This window comes from Vibrio sp. Vb339, from assembly GCF_902751245.1.
Taxonomy (GTDB): domain Bacteria; phylum Pseudomonadota; class Gammaproteobacteria; order Enterobacterales; family Vibrionaceae; genus Vibrio; species Vibrio coralliirubri.
Genome location: NZ_CADDIS010000001.1, coordinates 1,306,131 through 1,324,851, shown reverse-complemented (window position 1 = coordinate 1,324,851; position 18,721 = coordinate 1,306,131). Strand labels below are relative to the sequence as shown.

Sequence of the window (18,721 nt, the reverse complement as noted above, 5' to 3'; positions counted from 1 at the left end):
CTCTTCTAAGTAAGCTAGCTAATAATCTTAGAGCTTACTAAAGATGCTTCACTCGGCGTTTAACTTCTTCTTGCTTACCGAAGTTAAATGGTCGTGCATCAGGGCTACCAAGGTAACCACAAACACGGCGTGTTACCGATACTTTGGTTGAGTCGTGGTTGCCACACTTAGGACACGTAAAGCCCTTACTGGTACAGTCAAACTCACCGTTGTAACCACACTCGTAACACTCATCAATCGGTGTATTCGTACCGTAGTAAGGAACGCGTGTATAGCTGTAATCCCAGACGTTTTCTAGCGCTTCGATGTTCTTCTGCATATTCGGGAATTCGCCGTAACAGATGAAACCACCGCTAGAGATTTCTGGATAAGGCATCTCAAAATCGATCTTGTCGTATGGGTTCACCTTCTTCTGCACATCTAGGTGGAAGCTGTTGGTGTAGTAACCACGATCTGTTACACCATCAATCACACCAAATTCTTTAGTGTCGATGCTGCAGAAACGGCTACATAGGTTTTCACTTGGTGTGCCGTATAAGCTGAATGCGTAACCTGTCTCTTTCGTCCAAGATTCCACTTCACGCTTCATGTATTCCACCAGCTCAAGCGCTTTAGCACGCATTTGGCCGTCGTCGTACAAGTGAACGTCTGTGCCGTAAAGCGCAGTCATTGCTTCGTGGATACCGATGTAACCAAGAGAAACAGACGCACGGCCGTTCTTGAAAATATCAGCAATAGAGTCGTCTGCTTTCAAGCGAACGCCACATGCACCTTCCATGTATAGGATTGGAGCAACACGCGCTTTCACGTTTTCTAGACGAGAAATACGAGTTTCTAGCGCACGACGAGCCAGCTTCAGTTTTTCATCAAGCAGTTCGTAGAACTTAGTCATATCTTGTTTTGCATTAATCGCAATACGCGGCAAGTTCAAGCTAACAACACCTAAGTTGTTACGGCCTTCATGAATCAACTCACCGTTTTCTTCGTAAGTATTCAAGAAGCTACGGCAGCCCATAGGCGTTTTAAATGACCCTGTCACTTCTACTACTTTGTCGTAGTTAAGAATGTCTGGGTACATACGCTTAGACGCACACTCAAGCGCTAATTGCTTGATGTCGTAGTTTGGATCTTGCTTCTGGTGGTTCAAACCATCTTTGATTGCGAACACCAGTTTAGGGAATACCGCTGTTTTGCGGTTCTTACCCAAACCTGCGATGCGGTTTTTCAAGATAGATTGCTGAATCAGTTTTGAACCCCAGCTTTCGCCTAGACCAAAACCAAACGTAACGAATGGTGTTTGACCGTTAGCCGTGTGTAGCGTGTTTACTTCGTATTCCAAAGATTGGAACGCGTCGTAACACTCTTTCTCGGTACGAGAGATAGCAAAAGCTTCTGGGCTATGAATGTCCCACTCTTTCGCTAGCGATAAGTGCTTTTCGTAGCTCGCCATCACGTAAGGTTCTAGAACCTCGTCGATACGGTTAATCGTTGTACCGCCGTAAATGTGGCTCGCCACTTGCGCGATGATTTGCGCCGTTACCGCTGTCGCTGTAGAAATCGACTTAGGTGTATCGATTTCCGCGTTACCCATCTTGAAGCCATGCGTTAACATGCCTTTCAAATCGATAAGCATACAGTTAAACATTGGGAAGAACGGTGCGTAGTCTAGATCGTGGTAGTGAATGTCACCACACTCGTGAGCTTGTACGATGTCACGCGGCAAAATGTGAGTTTTTGCATAGTGTTTAGCCACGATACCCGCCAGCAAGTCACGCTGAGTTGGGATAACTTTACCGTCTTTGTTGGCATTCTCATTGATCAGATCAACATTGCTTTCTTCGATCAAACCTTCGATCTCGCGAGTTAAAGCGCTTTGCTTCTCACGTGCGATGTCGCGGTCGTGACGATATTCAATGTAGGCACGAGCCAGAGACTTGTATGGCCCCTGCATTAGCTCGTTCTCGACCATGGTTTGAATTTCAGAGATATGAACTTCATCGTAGTCTTCGAGCTTCAACTCAACTGCTAATGCCACATTCAGTGCATAAATAGCAATTTCCTTATCGGCTTTGTCTGATGCTGCTTCCACTGCAGCTTGGATGCGATCTCTACTGAATGGAGCTCTTGAGCCATCACGCTTGATTACGATTGATTTCACCACTTCTCCTTACTCTTGAGGTATTCACAGACTTATCCACAAACACACTATATAGAGCGATTTATCGTTTAACTAACACTAGATATTGTGGCGTATTTAACGAGAACCACCAACTTCGAGTATTGATTTGGATCAATAAAACTCTCACGCTGACTAAGATCAATTCAATATTATTACGTGAGTTCTCAAGTCAAAAAGAAACAATGTAACAATAAAAAAACTGCTAAAAAGAGTTGAATTTTTGGTAAGTGTTGTAGGATAAAGGCTCAACTATATTGGACGACAAAATTAGGGATATTTGGGATGAAACGACTTCAAAACTGGATAATGTTGGGTTGCTTACTCAGTAGCCAGACATTTGCTGAACCTTTGAGCATATCCAGTTGGAATATCGAATGGTTATCAACCAACGAGGCTGTGAATAAGTTTTCTGCCCAACGTGATCAAGCTGATTTCGACAAACTTGAAGAATACTTTCAATCTTTAAATGCGGATGTGGTCGCCTTTCAAGAAGTCGACGACGTAAATGCCATTCAGCGCATCGCCGGCGATCAATACAAGATATTGATGTCTGACCGAGCATTACCAGAAAACAGTAACCATCAGTTCAAAGAAGTGAACCAATACACAGGGTTCGCGGTTCGTAAAGGAATCACACTCACCGACCACGCCGACTTCCCTCTGGAATCGAGCGCTAACAGTAAGCTTAGGTTTGCCAGTTACATGGTTGTAGAAACGGAAAGCAAGCCTATTCACATGTTGTCTGTGCATTTAAAGGCGGGTTGCAGCGGCGCTTACAAGTCGAACCGCGATTGTTCAAGGCTCAAAGACCAAGCACAGCAACTTAATAAGTGGATTCAGCAAAGAGAAAGAAACGGTCAGGATTACGCGATACTAGGCGACTTCAACCATAACCTATCCTACTCAAGAGATTGGATGTGGAAAGATATGACGCAAAATACCGATGCTCAGTTGGCAACAAGAAAAACGCGAGCAGATTGTAAGGTGCGATCTAACCGCAATAACCATCGCACGCACCAGTTCCGCTCTGTGATTGATCATATTGTAGTGAGTAAGTCGCTAAATGCTTCTCCTGCAAAGCAGAAGGTATTTGAAACGCAGGATGTGCTTGATTACAAACTTAGCGACCATTGCCCAGTTTCAACGACTATCAGATAGATATAAAAAAGAGGTGACTGGCTTTTTCTGAAAGCGAGTCAACCTCTAGACTTGGTCAGCTCAGAGCGAATGACGTCAAAGCCACTTTAATCAGCGTTAAGCTTTCTACTAACAGGTTTTATTCGCTCGTCCCGCCAGCCACATTCCCACCAGCATACTTAAGACGAACAGCCAAACCGTAGGGTTGCCGCCACTAAGGCTGGTTACTGCTGGGCCCGGGCAAAAGCCTGCAATCCCCCAGCCCAAACCAAAAGCAGTTGAACCTAGAATCAGCTTTCTGTCGATTAGCGGGTTGTTACGGCTATCTAACGGCTCGCCATTGACCGCTTTAGCACGCTTTTTAATGACCAGATGATAAAACGGTGCGAAGACCAATAACGCGCCACCCATCACGAATGCCAAGCTGATATCCCAGTCGCCAATAATGTCTAAAAAGCCAAGTACTTTGTTTGGATCAACCATGCCTGAAATGATCATGCCAGAGCCGAAAAGAAGACCTGCGAGCAAGCCAATAACGATAGTAAATGAAGAGTTTTTCATTGCGCCCCCAAACCAATCATATTCTTAACCAACACAGTTGCCATTGCCACACCCATAAACACACAAGTGGCGACAATTGAACGTTTAGACAAGCGAGCCATTCCCACAATACCATGGCCACTCGTACAGCCATTTGCGACCTTGGTGCCGAAGCCCACCAATAGTCCGGCTATGATAACCACTGCGAAATTGATCTCTTCTAACTGAGGAAGTTGATAGCCTGTTGGAATCAACAACCAACCGCTCACAACCATTCCGACAACAAAGGCAAGTCGCCAATGTTTCTCGGTTTTCTCAATACGCGTGTCCGAGCTGGATTCAGATCCTGATTCTAAGCTTTTATTCTTTCTAGACGGTAATAAACGACTAACGATTCCGCTGATTCCTGCTACTCGCCCGATGCCCAACATCAGAATAATTGCCGACGCGCCCAGCAGCATGCCGCCGAAAAACGCATCCCAAGGTATAAAACTAATCACTGACCTCTCCTATCCACAAACTCTAATCTAACTCACCACAAGTTAAATTAGAGTTTACTAATAAATATAAATTAGTCAATGCTAATGTAATGACACTATGTTTCGGTTTGCAAGTCTAGTGTCTAAAGCCAAAAGCCAACAAGCTTCACCCATGAAAAAAGCCCCTAGGCGTTAACCTAAGGGCTTAATATTTATTCTGTCTTTGGTAAAGAACAGCTATTTGATCTTGTTCTTCTCAGCAATCCACTGCGACATGTACTTAGTGCTCGCCATGCTGTGGTGCTTCAGCATAGAGCCAAAGAAGTTATCCAGCCGGTGAGACTCAAGCTCAGCATCTAGCGCAATCAATCGCTCGATCAATTTATCGCCCAGTTGATTCTGTTCATAGTGCGCTTCAAGAATTGAATGACACTGACTTTGAGCCTTAAGCCACTTCTCTTCCTCTTTATAAAGAGCAACAGCTTGTTCAACAAACTCGTCGATATCGTCTGCAACTGCGCCAGGCCATTGCAACTCACCTTGCGGTAACATGCCTTCACTACCAATTTCGCTCGTCACATTCGGAGTTTGTAGCTTCATCGCATCAAGCAATTTACCTTTAATGCCCGCGCCAAATCGCAGTGGTGCAACACACACACGAGCTTGCTCCATCACTTCTTGCGCGTCTTTCGCCCAACCTTTGATATGGAAACCGGTTTTAGGGTTATGCAAAGCCGTTGCTTTTGGCGGCGGGTAAGATCCATAAATATGAAGTTCAGTGTCAGGTAACTGCTTGCGAATCTTCGGCCAAATCTTCTGTAACTGAAGCACAGCATCCCAATTCGGGGCATGTCTAAAGTTACCTATCGTCATGAAATGCTTACGTTCTTCAAAGCCTTTCGTACTTTCAGGCAACGTATTAAGATCAACCATGAACGGCAAATGATGAAGCAGTTTGGGATCGATATTGAACTCGGATTGAAGCAGTTCTATCTCGTAGCTTGAGATGATCAACGAAAGATCACAGCGCAGAATCGCGGCAATTTCACGCTTAGCTAAATCACTGTATAAATGTGCTTTGGTCAGTTCCGTCTCTTTCTTAACGGCTTCATGGCGCGCATTACGCAGGAACTGCAAGTCTTCAGTATCCAACAACTTAAACGCGTTCGGACATACCTTCTCGACACGCCAACCAAATTGTTCTTCCATCATAAAACGGTCAAACATCACGACATCGGGCTGCAGCTCTTCAATGTACTGATCAAAGCTATCGCAATTTAATTGTATAGATTGGCTCGTGATGCCCTCTTCAGAGAGATCAATCATGTGCTCGGTTTCTTGAGCGGGTGTTGCAAATTCAACTGACCAACCTTGTCTCTTAAATAGACGTAAAAGAGACATCATGTGGCTGCCAGCCGCCGATGAATTCGGTTCTGGCCAAACGTAGCCAATTGCTAAAACTTTCTTCAAAACACTTCCTAAGAAATAACAAAAGGGACTAACTTAGCCCCTAATAAAACGTTTATCGATCGTGGTCGACTTATATCGCTGATTATAATGAGTTCTAATCATTCAGCGATCAGATTCGCTCACCTACATTGCGAGCTATCATAAGCACTTCATCAGCAGAGTACAGGTTTGAAATCGTGGTTTCGACTTCTGCGCCTAATGTCGACTGATAGAGCTTTTGTGCAAAGTTATCCGCTCTGGTCGTCACTAGCACATGTTTTAGTGTCGAACCTTGCTCTGCTAGCTTCTGTTTCACTTGCGGCAAAGAGTCCAGAATCAGCTTTTTACCCAATCCTTTGCCCTGCGCAGTTGTTAACACGGCAAGTTGCTCTAGTTCTAAAACAGCTTCAGGCCTAAACCCGCTTTTCTGCACCCAAATAATGTAGCCAACAACTTCACCTTCGCTTTCAACAACAAAGTTAAGAAAGCGAGGTGAAGCGTTTAAGTTACATTGTAACCAATCTCGTGAGTTTTTCTGTCGAACAAAGGTTGATTGATGAACCAAAGCCGCCCCGTTGAGGTCGGCTTCTGTCATAAAACGAACTTGCGGCATGCTGCTACTCGTTCTCAGAATTAGGACGCGTTTTACAGTGTAAAATGGCTCTTTCTAAAAGCTCTAAAGCAGACTTATCCGCTTCTGGAAGCTTAGCATCCGATTGGCCTAGCGGTTCAACGCGGCTGCCCCACTTAATATGGCCAGCACCCCAAGTTAAACCAGCGCCAAATGCTGCGACAAGAATGTTTGAGTTAGGTTTAACAAAGCCTTGCTCTAGCGATTCACACAGTGCAATAGGTACGGTTGCAGCCGATGTGTTGCCGTAGTTTTGGATGTTCACGAACGCTTTCTCGCGCTCAATACCCGCCATATCACACAAAGTTTGAATGATTCGGATGTTCGCTTGATGCGGAATCACAACATCGATGTTTTCAGTTGAGATGCCAGTGCGGCTCAATACTGTATGTGCTGCAGCGCCCATGCCTTTTACTGCACGCTTGAAGATCTCTTTGCCTACGAAATCAAAATCCCAGTAGCCGTTATCAGCAGCAAAGCGGTCCATAGAAGTACCGAATTTTGGTACTGCTAGAATGTCACGGCCCTCTGCGTCACAACCTATTTGAGCTTCTTGCAGACCCACTTGCTCTTCAGTACGTGATAGAACCACAGCGCCAGCACCGTCACCGAAAAGAACCGCCGTATCGCGCTTGGTCCAGTCGATGAAGAATGAAAGACGTTCTGCACCCACTACGATGGCATTACGGTAGTTGCCCGCTTGAATCAGTCGAGTTGCTGTTTCAACGCCATAGATGAAGCCAGTACACGCGGCGTTAAGGTCGAAAGCCGCTGCACTTTTAATGCCTAGGTTCTGTTGAACCTTAGATGCGGTATTTGGGATAAGAGAATCAGGGCTGCACGTCGCGATGATAACGAGGTCAATGTCTTCAGCCGTTAGACCAGCACACGCCATGGCATGTTTCGCAGCAACAGTCGCTAGCTCAGAGGTATTTACATGACTGATACGACGGTTTTCGATACCAGTTCGAGTTCGAATCCACTCGTCAGACGTATCAATGAAAGTGCTTAGATCATCATTGGACAGCACGGCTGGTGGCAGACACTTTCCCCAGCCAGTAATTTCGGCGTAAAATTTTGTCATCATTTACCTGTTTATTGTTTGTTTTTATTTAAGTATCGTATTCTTGTTTTAAACAGTATAAGCGCTCTGTGCGTGATTCGTAAATCGCGTTAGCCACGGAGTTGCAATAAAAAGAGAAAGTTATGTCTACATTCAACACACGCTGCCCTTCTTGCAATGGCGTAAACCGAGTTCCTTCAGAAAGAATTTCAGAAAGCCCAACTTGTGGTAAGTGCAAAACAGCACTGCTCGATGGCGCTCCTATCGAGGGAACGTCACTTAATTTCCAATCTATCTTGAACAGTTCACAACCTGTAGTTGTCGATTTCTGGGCAACATGGTGTAACCCATGTGTGGGCTTCGCGCCTGTGTTCAGCGACGTTGCAAAAGAGCGTTCTGGAGATGTTCGATTCGTTAAGATTGATACTGAAGCTCAGCAGCAGCTCGCGGCAATGTATCAAATCAGAAGCATTCCGACCGTGATGGTGTTTAAAGACGGTAAACGTGTCGATACGATTAACGGTGCACTGCCAAAAGGTCAATTTGATCAGTGGCTTAATCAAGCACTAACTAAGTAATCACACAAAAATAGGTTAGAGAGCCTTACCAAATCAAGACTCTCTAACCTACTGTTTTATTTATGGTTATCACTTAATTCTTTGAATCAAACTACAGCTTCGCCTTTCGCTTGAATGCCAGCTTCTTGCTTGCCAAACCCGTATTGCTGTTTGATCTGGGCTGCGACTTTCTCGGCAATCATAATGGTTGGCGCATTGGTGTTCGCCCCAATCAGTGTCGGCATCACAGAAGCATCAATGACTCTCAAGTTATCCAATCCATAAACTTTGAGATCTTTATTCACCACGGCTAATGAATCACTATTAGGTCCCATTTTACAGGTACCCACCGGGTGATACTGAGTGTCTGCACGATTGCGAATATCTTGCTCGATAGCCTTGTCATCACTGGCGTCCACAGGGTAAAAAGCATTGCCACGGATATCATCAAACGCGGAACTTTCTAACATTTGATACTGCTTCTTCCAACCCTTAATCATGATCTCCATATCTTCAGGATGACTGAAAAACGCAGGATCGATCTTAGGCGGATCATAGGGATCATCACTATTCAGCGTTACGGTGCCATGGCTCTTCGGTCGCAACAAAGTGACATGAGAGGTAAAACCATGACTGGTATGGATTTTTCTTGCATGGTCATCAACCACAGCGACCACAAATACAAACTCTAGATCCGGCACAGCGATATGATCTTCTGAACAGAGAAAACCTATCCCCTCTGCAAAATTACTGCTCATCTTACCGCGGCGTTCTTTGTGCCAGAGCGGCAAGGCTTTGGTCATTTCAGAGGCCATTTGCAGCGAGATACCAAAAGTTTCACGCTTTTCACTGCATTTATACGAATGTACTAAATCGATATGGTCTTGCAGGTTCTTGCCCACTCCAGGTAATTCATGAACTTGTTCGATGCCATGCACCTCTAGTTCAGTTTGAGCACCGACACCAGACAGTAGTAGCAATTGCGGAGAACCAAACGCGCCAGCAGATAGAATCACCTCTTTGTTGCATTGGATCTGATAACGCTTGCCGTTAGATCCATATTCAACGCCAACCGCTTTCTTTCCTTCAAATAAGACCTTATGTGTGGTGGCTTTAGTCACGACCGTGAGGTTCGATCGTGAAAGGTTTGGCGTTAAGTAAGCCTTAGCAGCACTGCATCGTTCGCCATTCAACTGTGTTACCTGCGTCGGCATCGCCCCAAACTGCGCAGCGCCGTTAATATCCTCATTGCGAGGTACACCTATCGATTCACACGCAGTTAAGTAGCGTTCCAACATAGGGCTTGGCGATCTAAGATTGGCCACATTAAGAGGACCACCTTGGCCATGAAATTCATCTTGGTGAACTTCGTTGTGTTCTGCTTTCTTAAAGTAAGGCAGACACGAATCATAGCTCCAACCTGCATTACCCAAGCTTTCCCATGTATCGTAGTCGGAACGGTGTCCACGTGCGTACATCATGGCATTGATAGAGCTAGACCCACCAAGTGTCTTACCTCTTGGCTGATAGCCTTTACGACCATTCAAACCTGGCTGTTCAACGGTTTCGAATGCCCAATTGTTGAGCTTGGTTGGCATCATCGCAACAACGCCAACAGGTGTGTGAATGAATGGGCTCGTGTCCTTACCGCCCGCTTCTAACAAGCAAACCGTCACATTAGGATCTTCCGATAGCCGAGAAGCCATCACACACCCAGCTGAACCACCGCCAACAACAATAAAATCATAATTATCCATTTGCCATCTCCGCTATTTCTAGTGGGTGTAACTCACGCTTCAAGATTTTTCCGGTTGCTGTCATGGGTAAGGCTTTACGAATGAATACCTTACGCGGGTATTTGTAGTCGGCGAGTTGCTCACGACACCATGCTATCAAGGCTGCGCTATTAGATTGCGTATGTTCGTGAAGCACCACATGCGCGTGGATCTCCTCGCCTAAATGATCATGATGCTCGCCTACCACCGCGACCATTTCGACATCGGGGTGACACATCAACACTTCTTCAACTTCACGTGGATAAACGTTATATCCACCACGAATAATCATGTCTTTCACACGGTCAACAATGAACAAATTGCCGTGCTCATCAACGCGTCCAATATCTCCCGTTAAGAACCAACCGTCACGAATAGATTCAGCTGTCGCCTCTGGCCTTTGATAATAGCCTTTCATCACACTTGGACTTTTAATGCAGACTTCGCCCAGTTCACCCATAGCGACAGAGTTGCCTTGTATATCAGTAATCTTGATGAGGTGGCCACATAAAGGCTGACCGACACTACCTGATAAACGATCGCCATCAATATGATTAAAGGTCGCAACCGGCGCCGTTTCCGAGAGCCCATACCCTTCTAAGACTGGTAATTCAAAACGAGACTCAAACTGTCGTATGACCTCAAGCGGCATAGAAGCACCACCAGAAACACCTAACCTCAAGCTGTGTTTAACTTGTTCAGAGCGCTCTAATGACTCTTCTCCGGCTCTAAGAAGCGCGATGTACATGGTAGGAACGCCAGCAAAGACACTGACTTTATGGCTAATGATCTGTTCAATAACCAGTGATGGTTCAAAACGAGGAATCAACACCATGGTAGAGCCCGTTAACACACTCGCGTTCATCATCACTGTCTGGCCAAAACTGTGGAACAAAGGAAGCGTAGCCATCGTGGTATCGCTGTATTCCAATCTCATTAGATACTGTGACGACATCGCATTGGTCTGCATGTTGGTGTGGGAAAGCTCAGCTCCTTTGGGTTGACCCGTCGTGCCAGAGGTATAAAGGATCACAGCGGTATCATCACCATGGCAAGCCACAGATTCAAACGGAGTAAAAGGTTGTGCCAACCAGTCAGCTATTGATTCATACTGCTCATTACTTTCTAAAGTAGTGTCTGCACTTGTTAGAATAGGCATCTCGACAAAGTGTTCACAGTGGTTTGCCTGCTCAAAACCTTGTAAACCATAGCGACCAATTGGAAGCTCTTCACTGCCTTCAAAACATAAATAGGCTTTCGCGTCAGAGTCATTAAGGTGATAAGCGATCTCTCTGGCCTTAAATAGCACGTTCAAAGGCACGACTACACAGCCCGCTTTTAGAATCCCGTAGTAGGCTATCGGAAAGTAAGTGACGTTCGGACATGACAATGCGACCTTATCTCCTTTCTGCAACCCAAGTCTTTTCAAGTTAGCAGCCACGTTTCCAGAAAGTTGTTCTAACTGAGAAAAGCTGATTTCATCTGATCCCATACGCAGAGCGGCTTTAGTTGGAAAAAGCGAAGCGCTACGCTCCAAATTAACAGCAAGATTGTGCATCCATGATCTCCTTATGCGGCTTAGACCTGTTTGTGACGGTCACCGTAGACGTTCTAATCGTTGTAATAAGTGTCATTCTTGTCATCACGAGCCTGCACATTGGTGTGTCATGTAGATAAGAGTCGTTATTGAGCAAAATGTTGGTGACGCTCCAATGTGCAACCCAATAAATTACAACATTTTGATAACATTCCGAACAGGTTTCAAAAAGACAAAAACCGATGATATTCGGACATGACCTGCGCAAGCCCAATAAAACCTTGCACACATAAACTAAAATTTGGAACAAGCTTGCGAAAGTGAGAACAAGCAACAGGCATAAATGTTAAAAGTTCGGTTAAGATACCGATATTCAACAAGAGGCAGCTTATGGAATACACCGCAGTTTACGAACCCGACATGCAAGCATTCGGCATTCTGGATCTTCAGTTGCTGCATCGTTACCTGTCGCCTGTTCTTAGTATTGAAGAGTTGCTCGAAGGCAGTAACATCGATGCTCTCCAACTCAACACTCCTGATACACACATCACTTTGGCGCAAAAGCTTGCTGTGTTCAGTAATGCGTTAGCGAATTCCAACGAAGACGGTTTGGGGCTTAAAGTCGGCCAACAAGCGAGGTTCAGCGACTTCGGCGTGCTCGGTTATGCGGTGTTTAGTAGCGAAACACTACTCGATGCCTTTTTAATCGGGTTCAAGTACCTGCAACTTGCTGGCCCTGTCCTCAGGAAAACCATGTCTGTAGAAGACAACATTGGTTACTTTCGCGCAGAGCAACTGATCGAACTCGATTCTTTACTGCCCTTTTGTTGTGAATACTGGTTTGCGGCGATACACAGTTTATGTGAAGAAGTTTTGCAACAGCCCTTTCCCTCTCAAGTGATCCGCTTCCCTTACCCAAAACCTGAATACGGCGATCTATACACAGAGATTTTCCGCTGCCCGGTTGAATTCAATAGTGACCGTCTTGAATGGGAGTTCGACGCAACCACCTTGTATTCGTCTCTTCCTACCGCCAACCCCATCACTTTACAGATGTGTTTAAAATCGTGTGATGACATGTTGGCAAAAGTAAGTGCTCCGACTAGCCTCAAAGAGAAAGTCTCTCAGATGCTGATAGAAAGGCCAGGATGTTACCCATCGATAGAATCCATTTCTTCAGAACTGGGCATGTCTTCTCGAACACTGCGTCGTCACCTGAAAGCAGCGGATACGAGCTATCAGAAGATACTGGATCATGTGCGTTTTCACCTTTCCCGGCACTACCTTTCTTCAACTCGAATGAGTATTGAAGAGATATCTGAACGCGTTGGTTTTTCTGATAGCGCTAACTTTCGTCATGCCTTTCGTAAGTGGAGTGGTAACTCGCCACGCCAATACCGTAAAGAAACGGCCTAACACTTAAACTCCCATTCAATCCAAATTAGAAACAGACAATCACGCTGCAATCTTTTTCTAAATTAAACTACCAATGAACAAGGGCTTAACGACTTTTTGACCGCATAAAATCTCGTCAAACCACCAAATATCGCAACCGTATTTTAGTTTCGTTAGTCGATAAATTTCTTTTATCTTAACGACCATTTTTATTCGTTTTACCCAATTCAGTTTCTCCCCCATAGTCGCGGAAAATTCATCGTTTCTTTTACTATCAGAGGCTCCTGCATTGGACAACATCCAACCAACAACTCGCATAACGGTTCCTGTTATTGCATTGTCTTTTTACGCGATCGCTTCAGGCTACTTAATGAGTTCATTACCATTAATGCTGTCTGAGTATGGCTTAGACAAAGACCTATCGAGTTGGTTGGCGAGTGCATTCTATGCAGGGCTACTGGCTGGTACATTATTGATTGAACGTGCCATTGCGCGTGTTGGTCACAAAGACGCTTTCGTCATCGCATTGAGTGTGTTCATCGCAACGATCCTTGTATTGCCATTGATCCCACATCAAGCAGTATGGCTGTTAGCTCGCTTTGTGGCTGGTGTGGCGGTTGCAGGTATCTTCGTGATTGTAGAGTCTTGGCTAATGAGCGGTGACGAGTCACAACGCGCAAAACGTCTCGCTATCTACATGTGTTCACTTTACGGCGGTTCAGCAGTTGGTCAGCTTGGTATCGGTTACTTAGGTATTACTGGTGGCGTACCTTTCATCGCAATGTTCACCCTTCTGTTTGGTGCGATCATTGTTTTGATGTACGGACAAGCAACACCACCACAGATCCACGATGCGCAATCTTTGTCTTTAAAGCAGATCAGCAAATTAAGCCACAGCGCGCTAATTGGCTGCATTGTGTCTGGATTAACGCTAGGTGCGATTTACGGCTTGATGCCAGTTGAACTTGCTCAACGTAACATTGCACACGAAGACATTGGTGGTTTGATGGCTTTGGTTATCATGGGTGGCATGGCTGTACAGCCGATGGTGACTTGGTTATCTCACCACGTAGGACAAGTGCTATTAATGGCTTTGTTCTGCCTGCTAGGGGTTGCAAGCATTGGTGTGCTGACGATCAATCACGATTTCTACGTACTAGGTATGAGCTTGTTCGTATTAGGCATGGCGACATTTGCGCTATACCCAATCGCGATTAACTTAGGTTGCCGTAACCTTGACCCAAGCTACTTGGTGTCAGTGACTCAAATCATGCTACTTTGCTACAGCATCGGTTCTGTTGCGGGACCAATCGTTGCAGACAGCTTTATGGATTCACAAGCGGGATTGTTCACTTACCTGTTTGCGTCTCTACTTGCTACAACGATCTACATGTTGATTGCTAGCCTAAAGCGCTCTCACCTACAGATTGCAGGCGAGTAAGCTTAAGCGTGTCATTAGGGCTCCGAGTTAAGATTTTATATCTAAACGAAGGGCCCTTTTTGTTTATGTCGTCTGGAGGAAATAACGACAATAAACATCAACAATCAGAAAATAAAATCGATTACCTCTGAACGTTAAGGTTGAAATACATAACCTTCACCAGTAATGGTAATGATTAGTCCATCTCCGAATAATGATCTTATTTCAGATATAGCAACAATCACAGAAGAGTTAGTTACTTTTTCACTTTCCCAGCCAATCTTCTTTAATTGGCCAACGCTGAACAATTCACCTCGATGTCGATTCATAAATAAAATGATCTTTCGGTACGCCAAAGGCATGGTAGCCAGTACGTAGCCATTCTCTACATTGCGAATAAGTTTAGTGTTGAGTTCAACAATTTTTCCGTTTAATTCAAGTATTACGTTGTTTTCAGAGTGGTTCGTTTCTATTACAGGATAAGAGTCCATTTTTGTATCATTCCCTTACTATATAGCCAGCGACAAAGTCAGATTCAGTCGTATTTATATAACGTCGCTTATAACTGGACGTTTTAGATTTGACGATAATCAATGGAATTCGTACGGTAAAGAGATTAAATTTTTATTATTAAGATATTAACAGGATATAAATAGAGGATTATTTAGTCCGCCATAACATACCCTTCGTTAGAAACGGTTTGAATACAACGACAATCAAGAACTCTTCTGATCTCGTAAATAGCCACCAATACAGAAGCACATGTCACCGCTTTACCGGCCCAACCTACACGCTTCAAAATTTGCTTACTGACTACTTGGCCTTTGTTCTGGTAAAGATAAAAAAGTACTTTACGGTGAGGCCCTGAAAGCGTTCCTACAATCGAACCACAGCCCTGCTTACGTACGATTTTAGTGCCTGAACGAAACTCTTTGTTGTTTAAAATGAGCTTTGACGGGAGATCTAAATCATCCGTCTCGCTGATAACTTGTTGCATTAATTCCTCATGTTGCATAAGCAGTCGTCTTCTGAGATATTTCCAATACTATCGAATAGAGCAAAAATACTAAATTGATCGATAGCTCAATACAGTAATATTACTGAAAAGTTTGATCTTGCGTAATTGATCGAGGAAACATGTAAGGCTAACCAGGAAGTCGATGGCTCTTTCGATATTGACTGGGTGACAAACCGAAATGCTTTTTGAAACGATGCGAAAAGTTATAGGGATCTTTGTAGCCTAAGCGATTAGCAATCATAGAGACTGACCAATCTTGATATTTCAGCAGACTGGTGGCTTTATCCATGCGTAATTGAATCAATTTACTGCGTGGTGAGAGGTTGAATAGCGTCTTGGTGACTCTATTGAGTTGCTCTTCACTGATGAACACTCTTTCGGCCATCCCTGCCACTGTCCATGGCTGGTGCAGACTACTTTCAATCTCATTATAGAGCGCTTGAACACGTGCTGTGGTACTGGTCGACTTAGGCTCAAACCCCGTCAATGTTCGGATAATTTCACTCAAGAGTAACTTACGGTAACTGGCTCTGCCGCCTATCTCAAAGTAAACCAAGTTCATTAATGACCAGATCTGCTCACACTCTCCAAAAGGCACAATCCCCTTTCCTAAACTTGCTATGTGCTGCCATTGCTTAGTGTCAGGCGTCAACATCCACGCCATTTTCCAATAATTATATTGAGGATCGAGTTCAAAACGAAATGGGGTTTCAGCAGGAAGCACCACGAGTGTATAAGGTGTAATCGCTTGGACCGATGTTGCGGTTGTTAGAATGCCGCCACCTTCCATAGTGAAAATCAACGTATGAACATTAACCGATTCGCGCTCAACCCAGTAGCCATCATATAGCTTCGCCATGCCGCCCATATAGACACCAAAGCTTTTCATCTCTGGAATATCTTCAACGGTCAAAAAACGTTCTTTGCACTGTTCAGCGAGAAAAACATCATCATGCCACGTTGATTTTGGTCTCATTGAATCAATGACGGATTCGCACAGGTTTTGTTGTTTTTTAAACATGTTGTTACTTCGCTCAAATCACTATAGTTCTGCCATAAATCGGAGAGCTTATGACAACTAACATCAACCCTAACTCATCTATGAATAACAAGCCAGAGAGCATCTTACCTCGTATCGTTAAACTTGGTTTACCTGTTGCTTTACAAAGTGCGCTTGTCGCTATTCTTGCCCTTGCTGACGTATTAATGGTCAGTGATTATGGTATGGAAGCAGCTGCGGCTGTGGGAATTGCATCAAAATGGCACTTCGTTGCTATTATGATTATGGCAGGGTTGGCCTCAGCAAACGGAACATTGGTTGCTCAATACTGGGGAAAGAATGACCGAAAAAGCGCGCGAACGGTATCATCTATCGCGATGGTGTTTGGCTTAAAAGTTCTGTTGCCTGTTACTGCAATCATCACTCTTGGTTCTCAGTTTTTAATGATGTTGCAAACCAGCGATCAAACCGTGATTGAACTTGGCGCGACTTACCTATGGTATGGCTTCCCTGTTCTACTTCTGACTCACATTGTCGTCGTGGTGGAAGCCAGCATGCGCTCATCAGGTGACACCGTAACTCCGCTACTATTAGGCGCGGTGACCATTGCACTCAACATTGCACTTAACTTCGTTCTAATCAAAGGTGCTTTTGGTATTCCTGCTATGGGCGTCGCCGGTGCAGCACTGGCGACAACACTCGCTCGCGCAATTCAAGTGGGCTTGATGTACGGCTACATGCGCATGCGTAAACACTGGTTGTTAACCACGCCTAGCTCACCACATCGTCCGTCATTATGGTTGTCTTACCGTCGTATTGCTTTGCCACTAACGATGAATGCGGTGTTATGGGCAATGGGCACTATGGCGTACCAAATGATCTTCGGCCACATGGGCACAACGGAGCTCGCAGTCTTCTCAATGCTCGCGCCTTTTGAGTCGCTGTGTTACTCGATATTCTTTGGTATCTCGGTTGCGTGTTCCGTGTTGCTTGGTCACTCACTCGGTCGTGATGAGTTTGATGACGCTATGAGTATGGGTCTGACGTTCATCAAAGCCGTGGTTGGTTTTGGTGCGGTTGTAGGCTTGCTATTGTTTATGGGTAAAGAGCACGTTCTGTCATGGCTAAACCTGACCACAGACGCTTTATACCCGCTTGCTTCACCTGCGATGATGATCATGTGCTTTGCGGTCGTGATTCGCATGCTCAACATGGTGATCATTAACGGTATTATTCGTGCTGGTGGTGATAACGCGTTCTGCCTTCGCATGGATTTCATCGCAATGTGGATGGTGGGCATTCCAGTATGTGTTTATGGCGCGTTTGTCGCTGGATGGGACTTCAAATACATCTATGGTCTGATGTTGGTAGAAGAAGTGGTGAAATTGGCCATCTGTTCACACCGTTACCTGAGCAGACGCTGGATCAACAACCTAACGGTGACTTACGAAGAGCCTCAAGCGGCGTAAGTTTCAGTTACCTGGCTATATTCAAACTTAGATAAAACGTATCTACATCAAAAAGGTCTGAGCAATCAGATCTTTTTCGTTTCTTCAGCAACCACTTTAAAACGCCAGTTACTTCTTATTCATTCGGATATGGCGGTTCGACACATTCGGCAGCGGCTTCTCAGGCACTTTTCGCTTTTCATGTATCAAATGTCTGATCGCTAAAATCGGATGCTTGAGTAACATTCTTGGCCCAGCATAGCGCATCACTAAACGCATCTGCTCTTTCGGATCGGGCTTATAGCAATGGATCGGACACTTATTGCAGGTCGGTTTGGCTTCACCATAAGGGCAACGGTCAAGTCGTGTTTCGGCATAGCGTAACAGTTGATCACACTCCTGACATAACGCGCCATTCTGACGCACTGCACCGTGGTGATCTTTACAGTAGATGTGCACCATCGCAATCACGGTTTTGTACTCCGTTGCGAGTTCGCCTTGTAGAATGTTGTTATGTTGAAACATGATTAATTGCCCAGAGATAAACCGTACAGGTTGAGATTGACGCTTTCACTTAATACGTCTTCGATTCGCTCAAACACAAAACCCAACTTAGTCAGTAATGCGATACTTCGAATGTTATCAGAGGTGGTGATGGCAACTAAATGATCGATATCAGCATTCTGCTTAGCTTGTTCAACTATTGCTTGTGCCGCTTCTTGAGCAAAACCTGCCCATACACCTCCGGAACAAAGCCATAGCCAATATCATGCGAGTCTAAGGTATCTCTTTTAATTAACCCGCAAATACCAATTGGCGTTAATGAGCCCTTCATTTCGACCATCAATAGGCAAACACCCTTCTCTTCATGCATCTTAAGAATGTTGTTTTTGATGTATTCAACGGCCTTGTCTGTGTCGCTGATTTCCTTATCACCAATGTAACGCAGGAAATCTTCTGAGCTGTATAATCGCTGAATAAACGCCGCATCTTGAGGCGTGATCATTCTTAATCGTAAACGTTCGGTCTCGACGGCCTGCATAGTGATCTTTTCCTTGCTGAATACCATGTAAATATTGAGTTCTAGAGCTAA

At 44.8% G+C, this 18,721-nt stretch carries 17 protein-coding genes and 2 pseudogenes; 5 read left to right on the top strand and 14 right to left on the bottom strand.

Annotation, left to right across the window (positions count from 1 at the left end; genetic code table 11):
* Positions 1-37 precede the first annotated feature (37 nt).
* Positions 38-2,158: an anaerobic ribonucleoside-triphosphate reductase gene (gene nrdD / locus HRQ85_RS05915; protein WP_172378994.1), complete on the bottom strand. Its 2,121-nt coding sequence runs from the start codon at positions 2,156-2,158 to the stop codon at positions 38-40.
* Between the two features lie 303 nt (positions 2,159-2,461).
* On the opposite strand from nrdD, the gene HRQ85_RS05910 reads away from it, so the two are divergent.
* Entirely contained in the window at positions 2,462-3,337 is an 876-nt protein-coding gene (locus HRQ85_RS05910) for an endonuclease/exonuclease/phosphatase family protein (RefSeq protein ID WP_172378993.1), read from the top strand.
* A 108-nt stretch (positions 3,338-3,445) separates the two neighbouring features.
* Here the strand turns inward: HRQ85_RS05910 and HRQ85_RS05905 are convergent, their stop codons facing one another.
* The 5 genes from HRQ85_RS05905 to HRQ85_RS05885 all read right to left on the bottom strand — a co-directional run bounded on the left by HRQ85_RS05905 (position 3,446) and on the right by HRQ85_RS05885 (position 7,499).
* On the bottom strand, positions 3,446-3,877 hold the full coding sequence (locus tag HRQ85_RS05905) for a YeeE/YedE family protein (RefSeq protein ID WP_172378992.1): 432 nt from the start codon (positions 3,875-3,877) through the stop codon (positions 3,446-3,448).
* On the bottom strand, positions 3,874-4,353 hold the full coding sequence (locus tag HRQ85_RS05900) for a YeeE/YedE family protein (protein ID WP_172379349.1): 480 nt from the start codon (positions 4,351-4,353) through the stop codon (positions 3,874-3,876). The genes HRQ85_RS05905 and HRQ85_RS05900 overlap by 4 nt, the downstream gene beginning before the upstream one ends.
* A 219-nt stretch (positions 4,354-4,572) precedes the next feature.
* Entirely contained in the window at positions 4,573-5,805 is a 1,233-nt protein-coding gene (locus tag HRQ85_RS05895) for a glycosyltransferase (RefSeq protein WP_172378991.1), read from the bottom strand.
* A gap of 109 nt (positions 5,806-5,914) precedes the next feature.
* Positions 5,915-6,379: a GNAT family N-acetyltransferase gene (locus HRQ85_RS05890; protein WP_172379348.1), complete on the bottom strand. Its 465-nt coding sequence runs from the start codon at positions 6,377-6,379 to the stop codon at positions 5,915-5,917.
* A gap of 22 nt (positions 6,380-6,401) precedes the next feature.
* A complete protein-coding gene (locus HRQ85_RS05885) occupies positions 6,402-7,499 on the bottom strand; it encodes a ketoacyl-ACP synthase III (protein WP_050654200.1) in 1,098 nt (365 codons plus the stop codon).
* Between the two features lie 122 nt (positions 7,500-7,621).
* Between HRQ85_RS05885 and trxC the strand changes: the two genes are divergently transcribed.
* Positions 7,622-8,056, top strand: coding sequence for a thioredoxin TrxC (gene trxC / locus HRQ85_RS05880; protein ID WP_004731082.1), 435 nt, complete (start codon positions 7,622-7,624; stop codon positions 8,054-8,056).
* 86 nt (positions 8,057-8,142) lie between these two features.
* On the opposite strand, the gene HRQ85_RS05875 is transcribed toward trxC, so the two are convergent.
* Entirely contained in the window at positions 8,143-9,792 is a 1,650-nt protein-coding gene (locus HRQ85_RS05875) for a GMC family oxidoreductase (RefSeq protein ID WP_172378990.1), read from the bottom strand.
* A complete protein-coding gene (locus HRQ85_RS05870; protein WP_172378989.1) occupies positions 9,785-11,368 on the bottom strand; it encodes a long-chain-fatty-acid--CoA ligase in 1,584 nt (527 codons plus the stop codon). The genes HRQ85_RS05875 and HRQ85_RS05870 overlap by 8 nt, the downstream gene beginning before the upstream one ends.
* Positions 11,369-11,737: 369 nt before the next feature.
* Between HRQ85_RS05870 and HRQ85_RS05865 the strand changes: the two genes are divergently transcribed.
* Positions 11,738-12,763, top strand: a complete 1,026-nt coding sequence (locus tag HRQ85_RS05865; RefSeq protein WP_048608247.1) for an AraC family transcriptional regulator — start codon at positions 11,738-11,740, stop codon at positions 12,761-12,763.
* A 57-nt stretch (positions 12,764-12,820) separates the two neighbouring features.
* Here HRQ85_RS05865 and HRQ85_RS05860 read toward each other — a convergent pair whose 3' ends face one another.
* Positions 12,821-13,060: a hypothetical protein gene (locus HRQ85_RS05860; protein WP_048608246.1), complete on the bottom strand. Its 240-nt coding sequence runs from the start codon at positions 13,058-13,060 to the stop codon at positions 12,821-12,823.
* Here HRQ85_RS05860 and HRQ85_RS05855 point away from each other — a divergent pair.
* The gene (locus HRQ85_RS05855) at positions 13,032-14,183 is read left to right on the top strand and encodes an MFS transporter (RefSeq protein WP_029235229.1); all 1,152 of its coding nucleotides are present in this window, start codon (positions 13,032-13,034) and stop codon (positions 14,181-14,183) included. The genes HRQ85_RS05860 and HRQ85_RS05855 overlap by 29 nt on opposite strands.
* Positions 14,184-14,317: 134 nt before the next feature.
* Here the strand turns inward: HRQ85_RS05855 and HRQ85_RS05850 are convergent, their stop codons facing one another.
* The 3 genes and pseudogenes from HRQ85_RS05850 to HRQ85_RS05840 form a co-directional block, all read right to left on the bottom strand.
* Positions 14,318-14,653 carry a winged helix-turn-helix domain-containing protein gene (locus HRQ85_RS05850; RefSeq protein WP_048608244.1) on the bottom strand — a complete coding sequence of 112 codons (336 nt, stop codon included), beginning with the start codon at positions 14,651-14,653 and terminating at the stop codon, positions 14,318-14,320.
* A gap of 147 nt (positions 14,654-14,800) precedes the next feature.
* Positions 14,801-15,223 (bottom strand): annotated as a pseudogene (locus HRQ85_RS05845) (winged helix-turn-helix domain-containing protein).
* Positions 15,224-15,307: 84 nt separating this feature from the next.
* Positions 15,308-16,201 carry an AraC family transcriptional regulator gene (locus HRQ85_RS05840; RefSeq protein ID WP_086968082.1) on the bottom strand — a complete coding sequence of 298 codons (894 nt, stop codon included), beginning with the start codon at positions 16,199-16,201 and terminating at the stop codon, positions 15,308-15,310.
* A 50-nt stretch (positions 16,202-16,251) separates the two neighbouring features.
* Between HRQ85_RS05840 and HRQ85_RS05835 the strand changes: the two genes are divergently transcribed.
* Positions 16,252-17,649, top strand: coding sequence for an MATE family efflux transporter (locus HRQ85_RS05835; protein ID WP_172378988.1), 1,398 nt, complete (start codon positions 16,252-16,254; stop codon positions 17,647-17,649).
* Between the two features lie 108 nt (positions 17,650-17,757).
* On the opposite strand, the gene HRQ85_RS05830 is transcribed toward HRQ85_RS05835, so the two are convergent.
* Both HRQ85_RS05830 and HRQ85_RS05825 read right to left on the bottom strand, forming a co-directional pair.
* A complete protein-coding gene (locus HRQ85_RS05830; RefSeq protein ID WP_048608236.1) occupies positions 17,758-18,153 on the bottom strand; it encodes a nitrous oxide-stimulated promoter family protein in 396 nt (131 codons plus the stop codon).
* Between the two features lie 2 nt (positions 18,154-18,155).
* Positions 18,156-18,670: pseudogene (locus HRQ85_RS05825) on the bottom strand (GNAT family N-acetyltransferase).
* Positions 18,671-18,721 lie beyond the last annotated feature (51 nt).

What these genes read in the sequence shown, in the direction of transcription:
- HRQ85_RS05870 (WP_172378989.1), bottom strand. Translation starts at nt 11,368, where the DNA reads ATGCACAATCTTGCTGTTAATTTGGAGCGTAGCGCTTCGCTTTTTCCA.
- HRQ85_RS05865 (WP_048608247.1), top strand. Translation starts at nt 11,738, where the DNA reads ATGGAATACACCGCAGTTTACGAACCCGACATGCAAGCATTCGGCATT.
- HRQ85_RS05905 (WP_172378992.1), bottom strand. Translation starts at nt 3,877, where the DNA reads ATGAAAAACTCTTCATTTACTATCGTTATTGGCTTGCTCGCAGGTCTT.
- HRQ85_RS05890 (WP_172379348.1), bottom strand. Translation starts at nt 6,379, where the DNA reads ATGACAGAAGCCGACCTCAACGGGGCGGCTTTGGTTCATCAATCAACC.
- HRQ85_RS05830 (WP_048608236.1), bottom strand. Translation starts at nt 18,153, where the DNA reads ATGTTTCAACATAACAACATTCTACAAGGCGAACTCGCAACGGAGTAC.
- HRQ85_RS05835 (WP_172378988.1), top strand. Translation starts at nt 16,252, where the DNA reads ATGACAACTAACATCAACCCTAACTCATCTATGAATAACAAGCCAGAG.
- HRQ85_RS05875 (WP_172378990.1), bottom strand. Translation starts at nt 9,792, where the DNA reads ATGGATAATTATGATTTTATTGTTGTTGGCGGTGGTTCAGCTGGGTGT.
- HRQ85_RS05840 (WP_086968082.1), bottom strand. Translation starts at nt 16,201, where the DNA reads ATGTTTAAAAAACAACAAAACCTGTGCGAATCCGTCATTGATTCAATG.
- HRQ85_RS05885 (WP_050654200.1), bottom strand. Translation starts at nt 7,499, where the DNA reads ATGACAAAATTTTACGCCGAAATTACTGGCTGGGGAAAGTGTCTGCCA.
- HRQ85_RS05850 (WP_048608244.1), bottom strand. Translation starts at nt 14,653, where the DNA reads ATGGACTCTTATCCTGTAATAGAAACGAACCACTCTGAAAACAACGTA.
- HRQ85_RS05910 (WP_172378993.1), top strand. Translation starts at nt 2,462, where the DNA reads ATGAAACGACTTCAAAACTGGATAATGTTGGGTTGCTTACTCAGTAGC.
- trxC (WP_004731082.1), top strand. Translation starts at nt 7,622, where the DNA reads ATGTCTACATTCAACACACGCTGCCCTTCTTGCAATGGCGTAAACCGA.
- HRQ85_RS05860 (WP_048608246.1), bottom strand. Translation starts at nt 13,060, where the DNA reads ATGCGAGTTGTTGGTTGGATGTTGTCCAATGCAGGAGCCTCTGATAGT.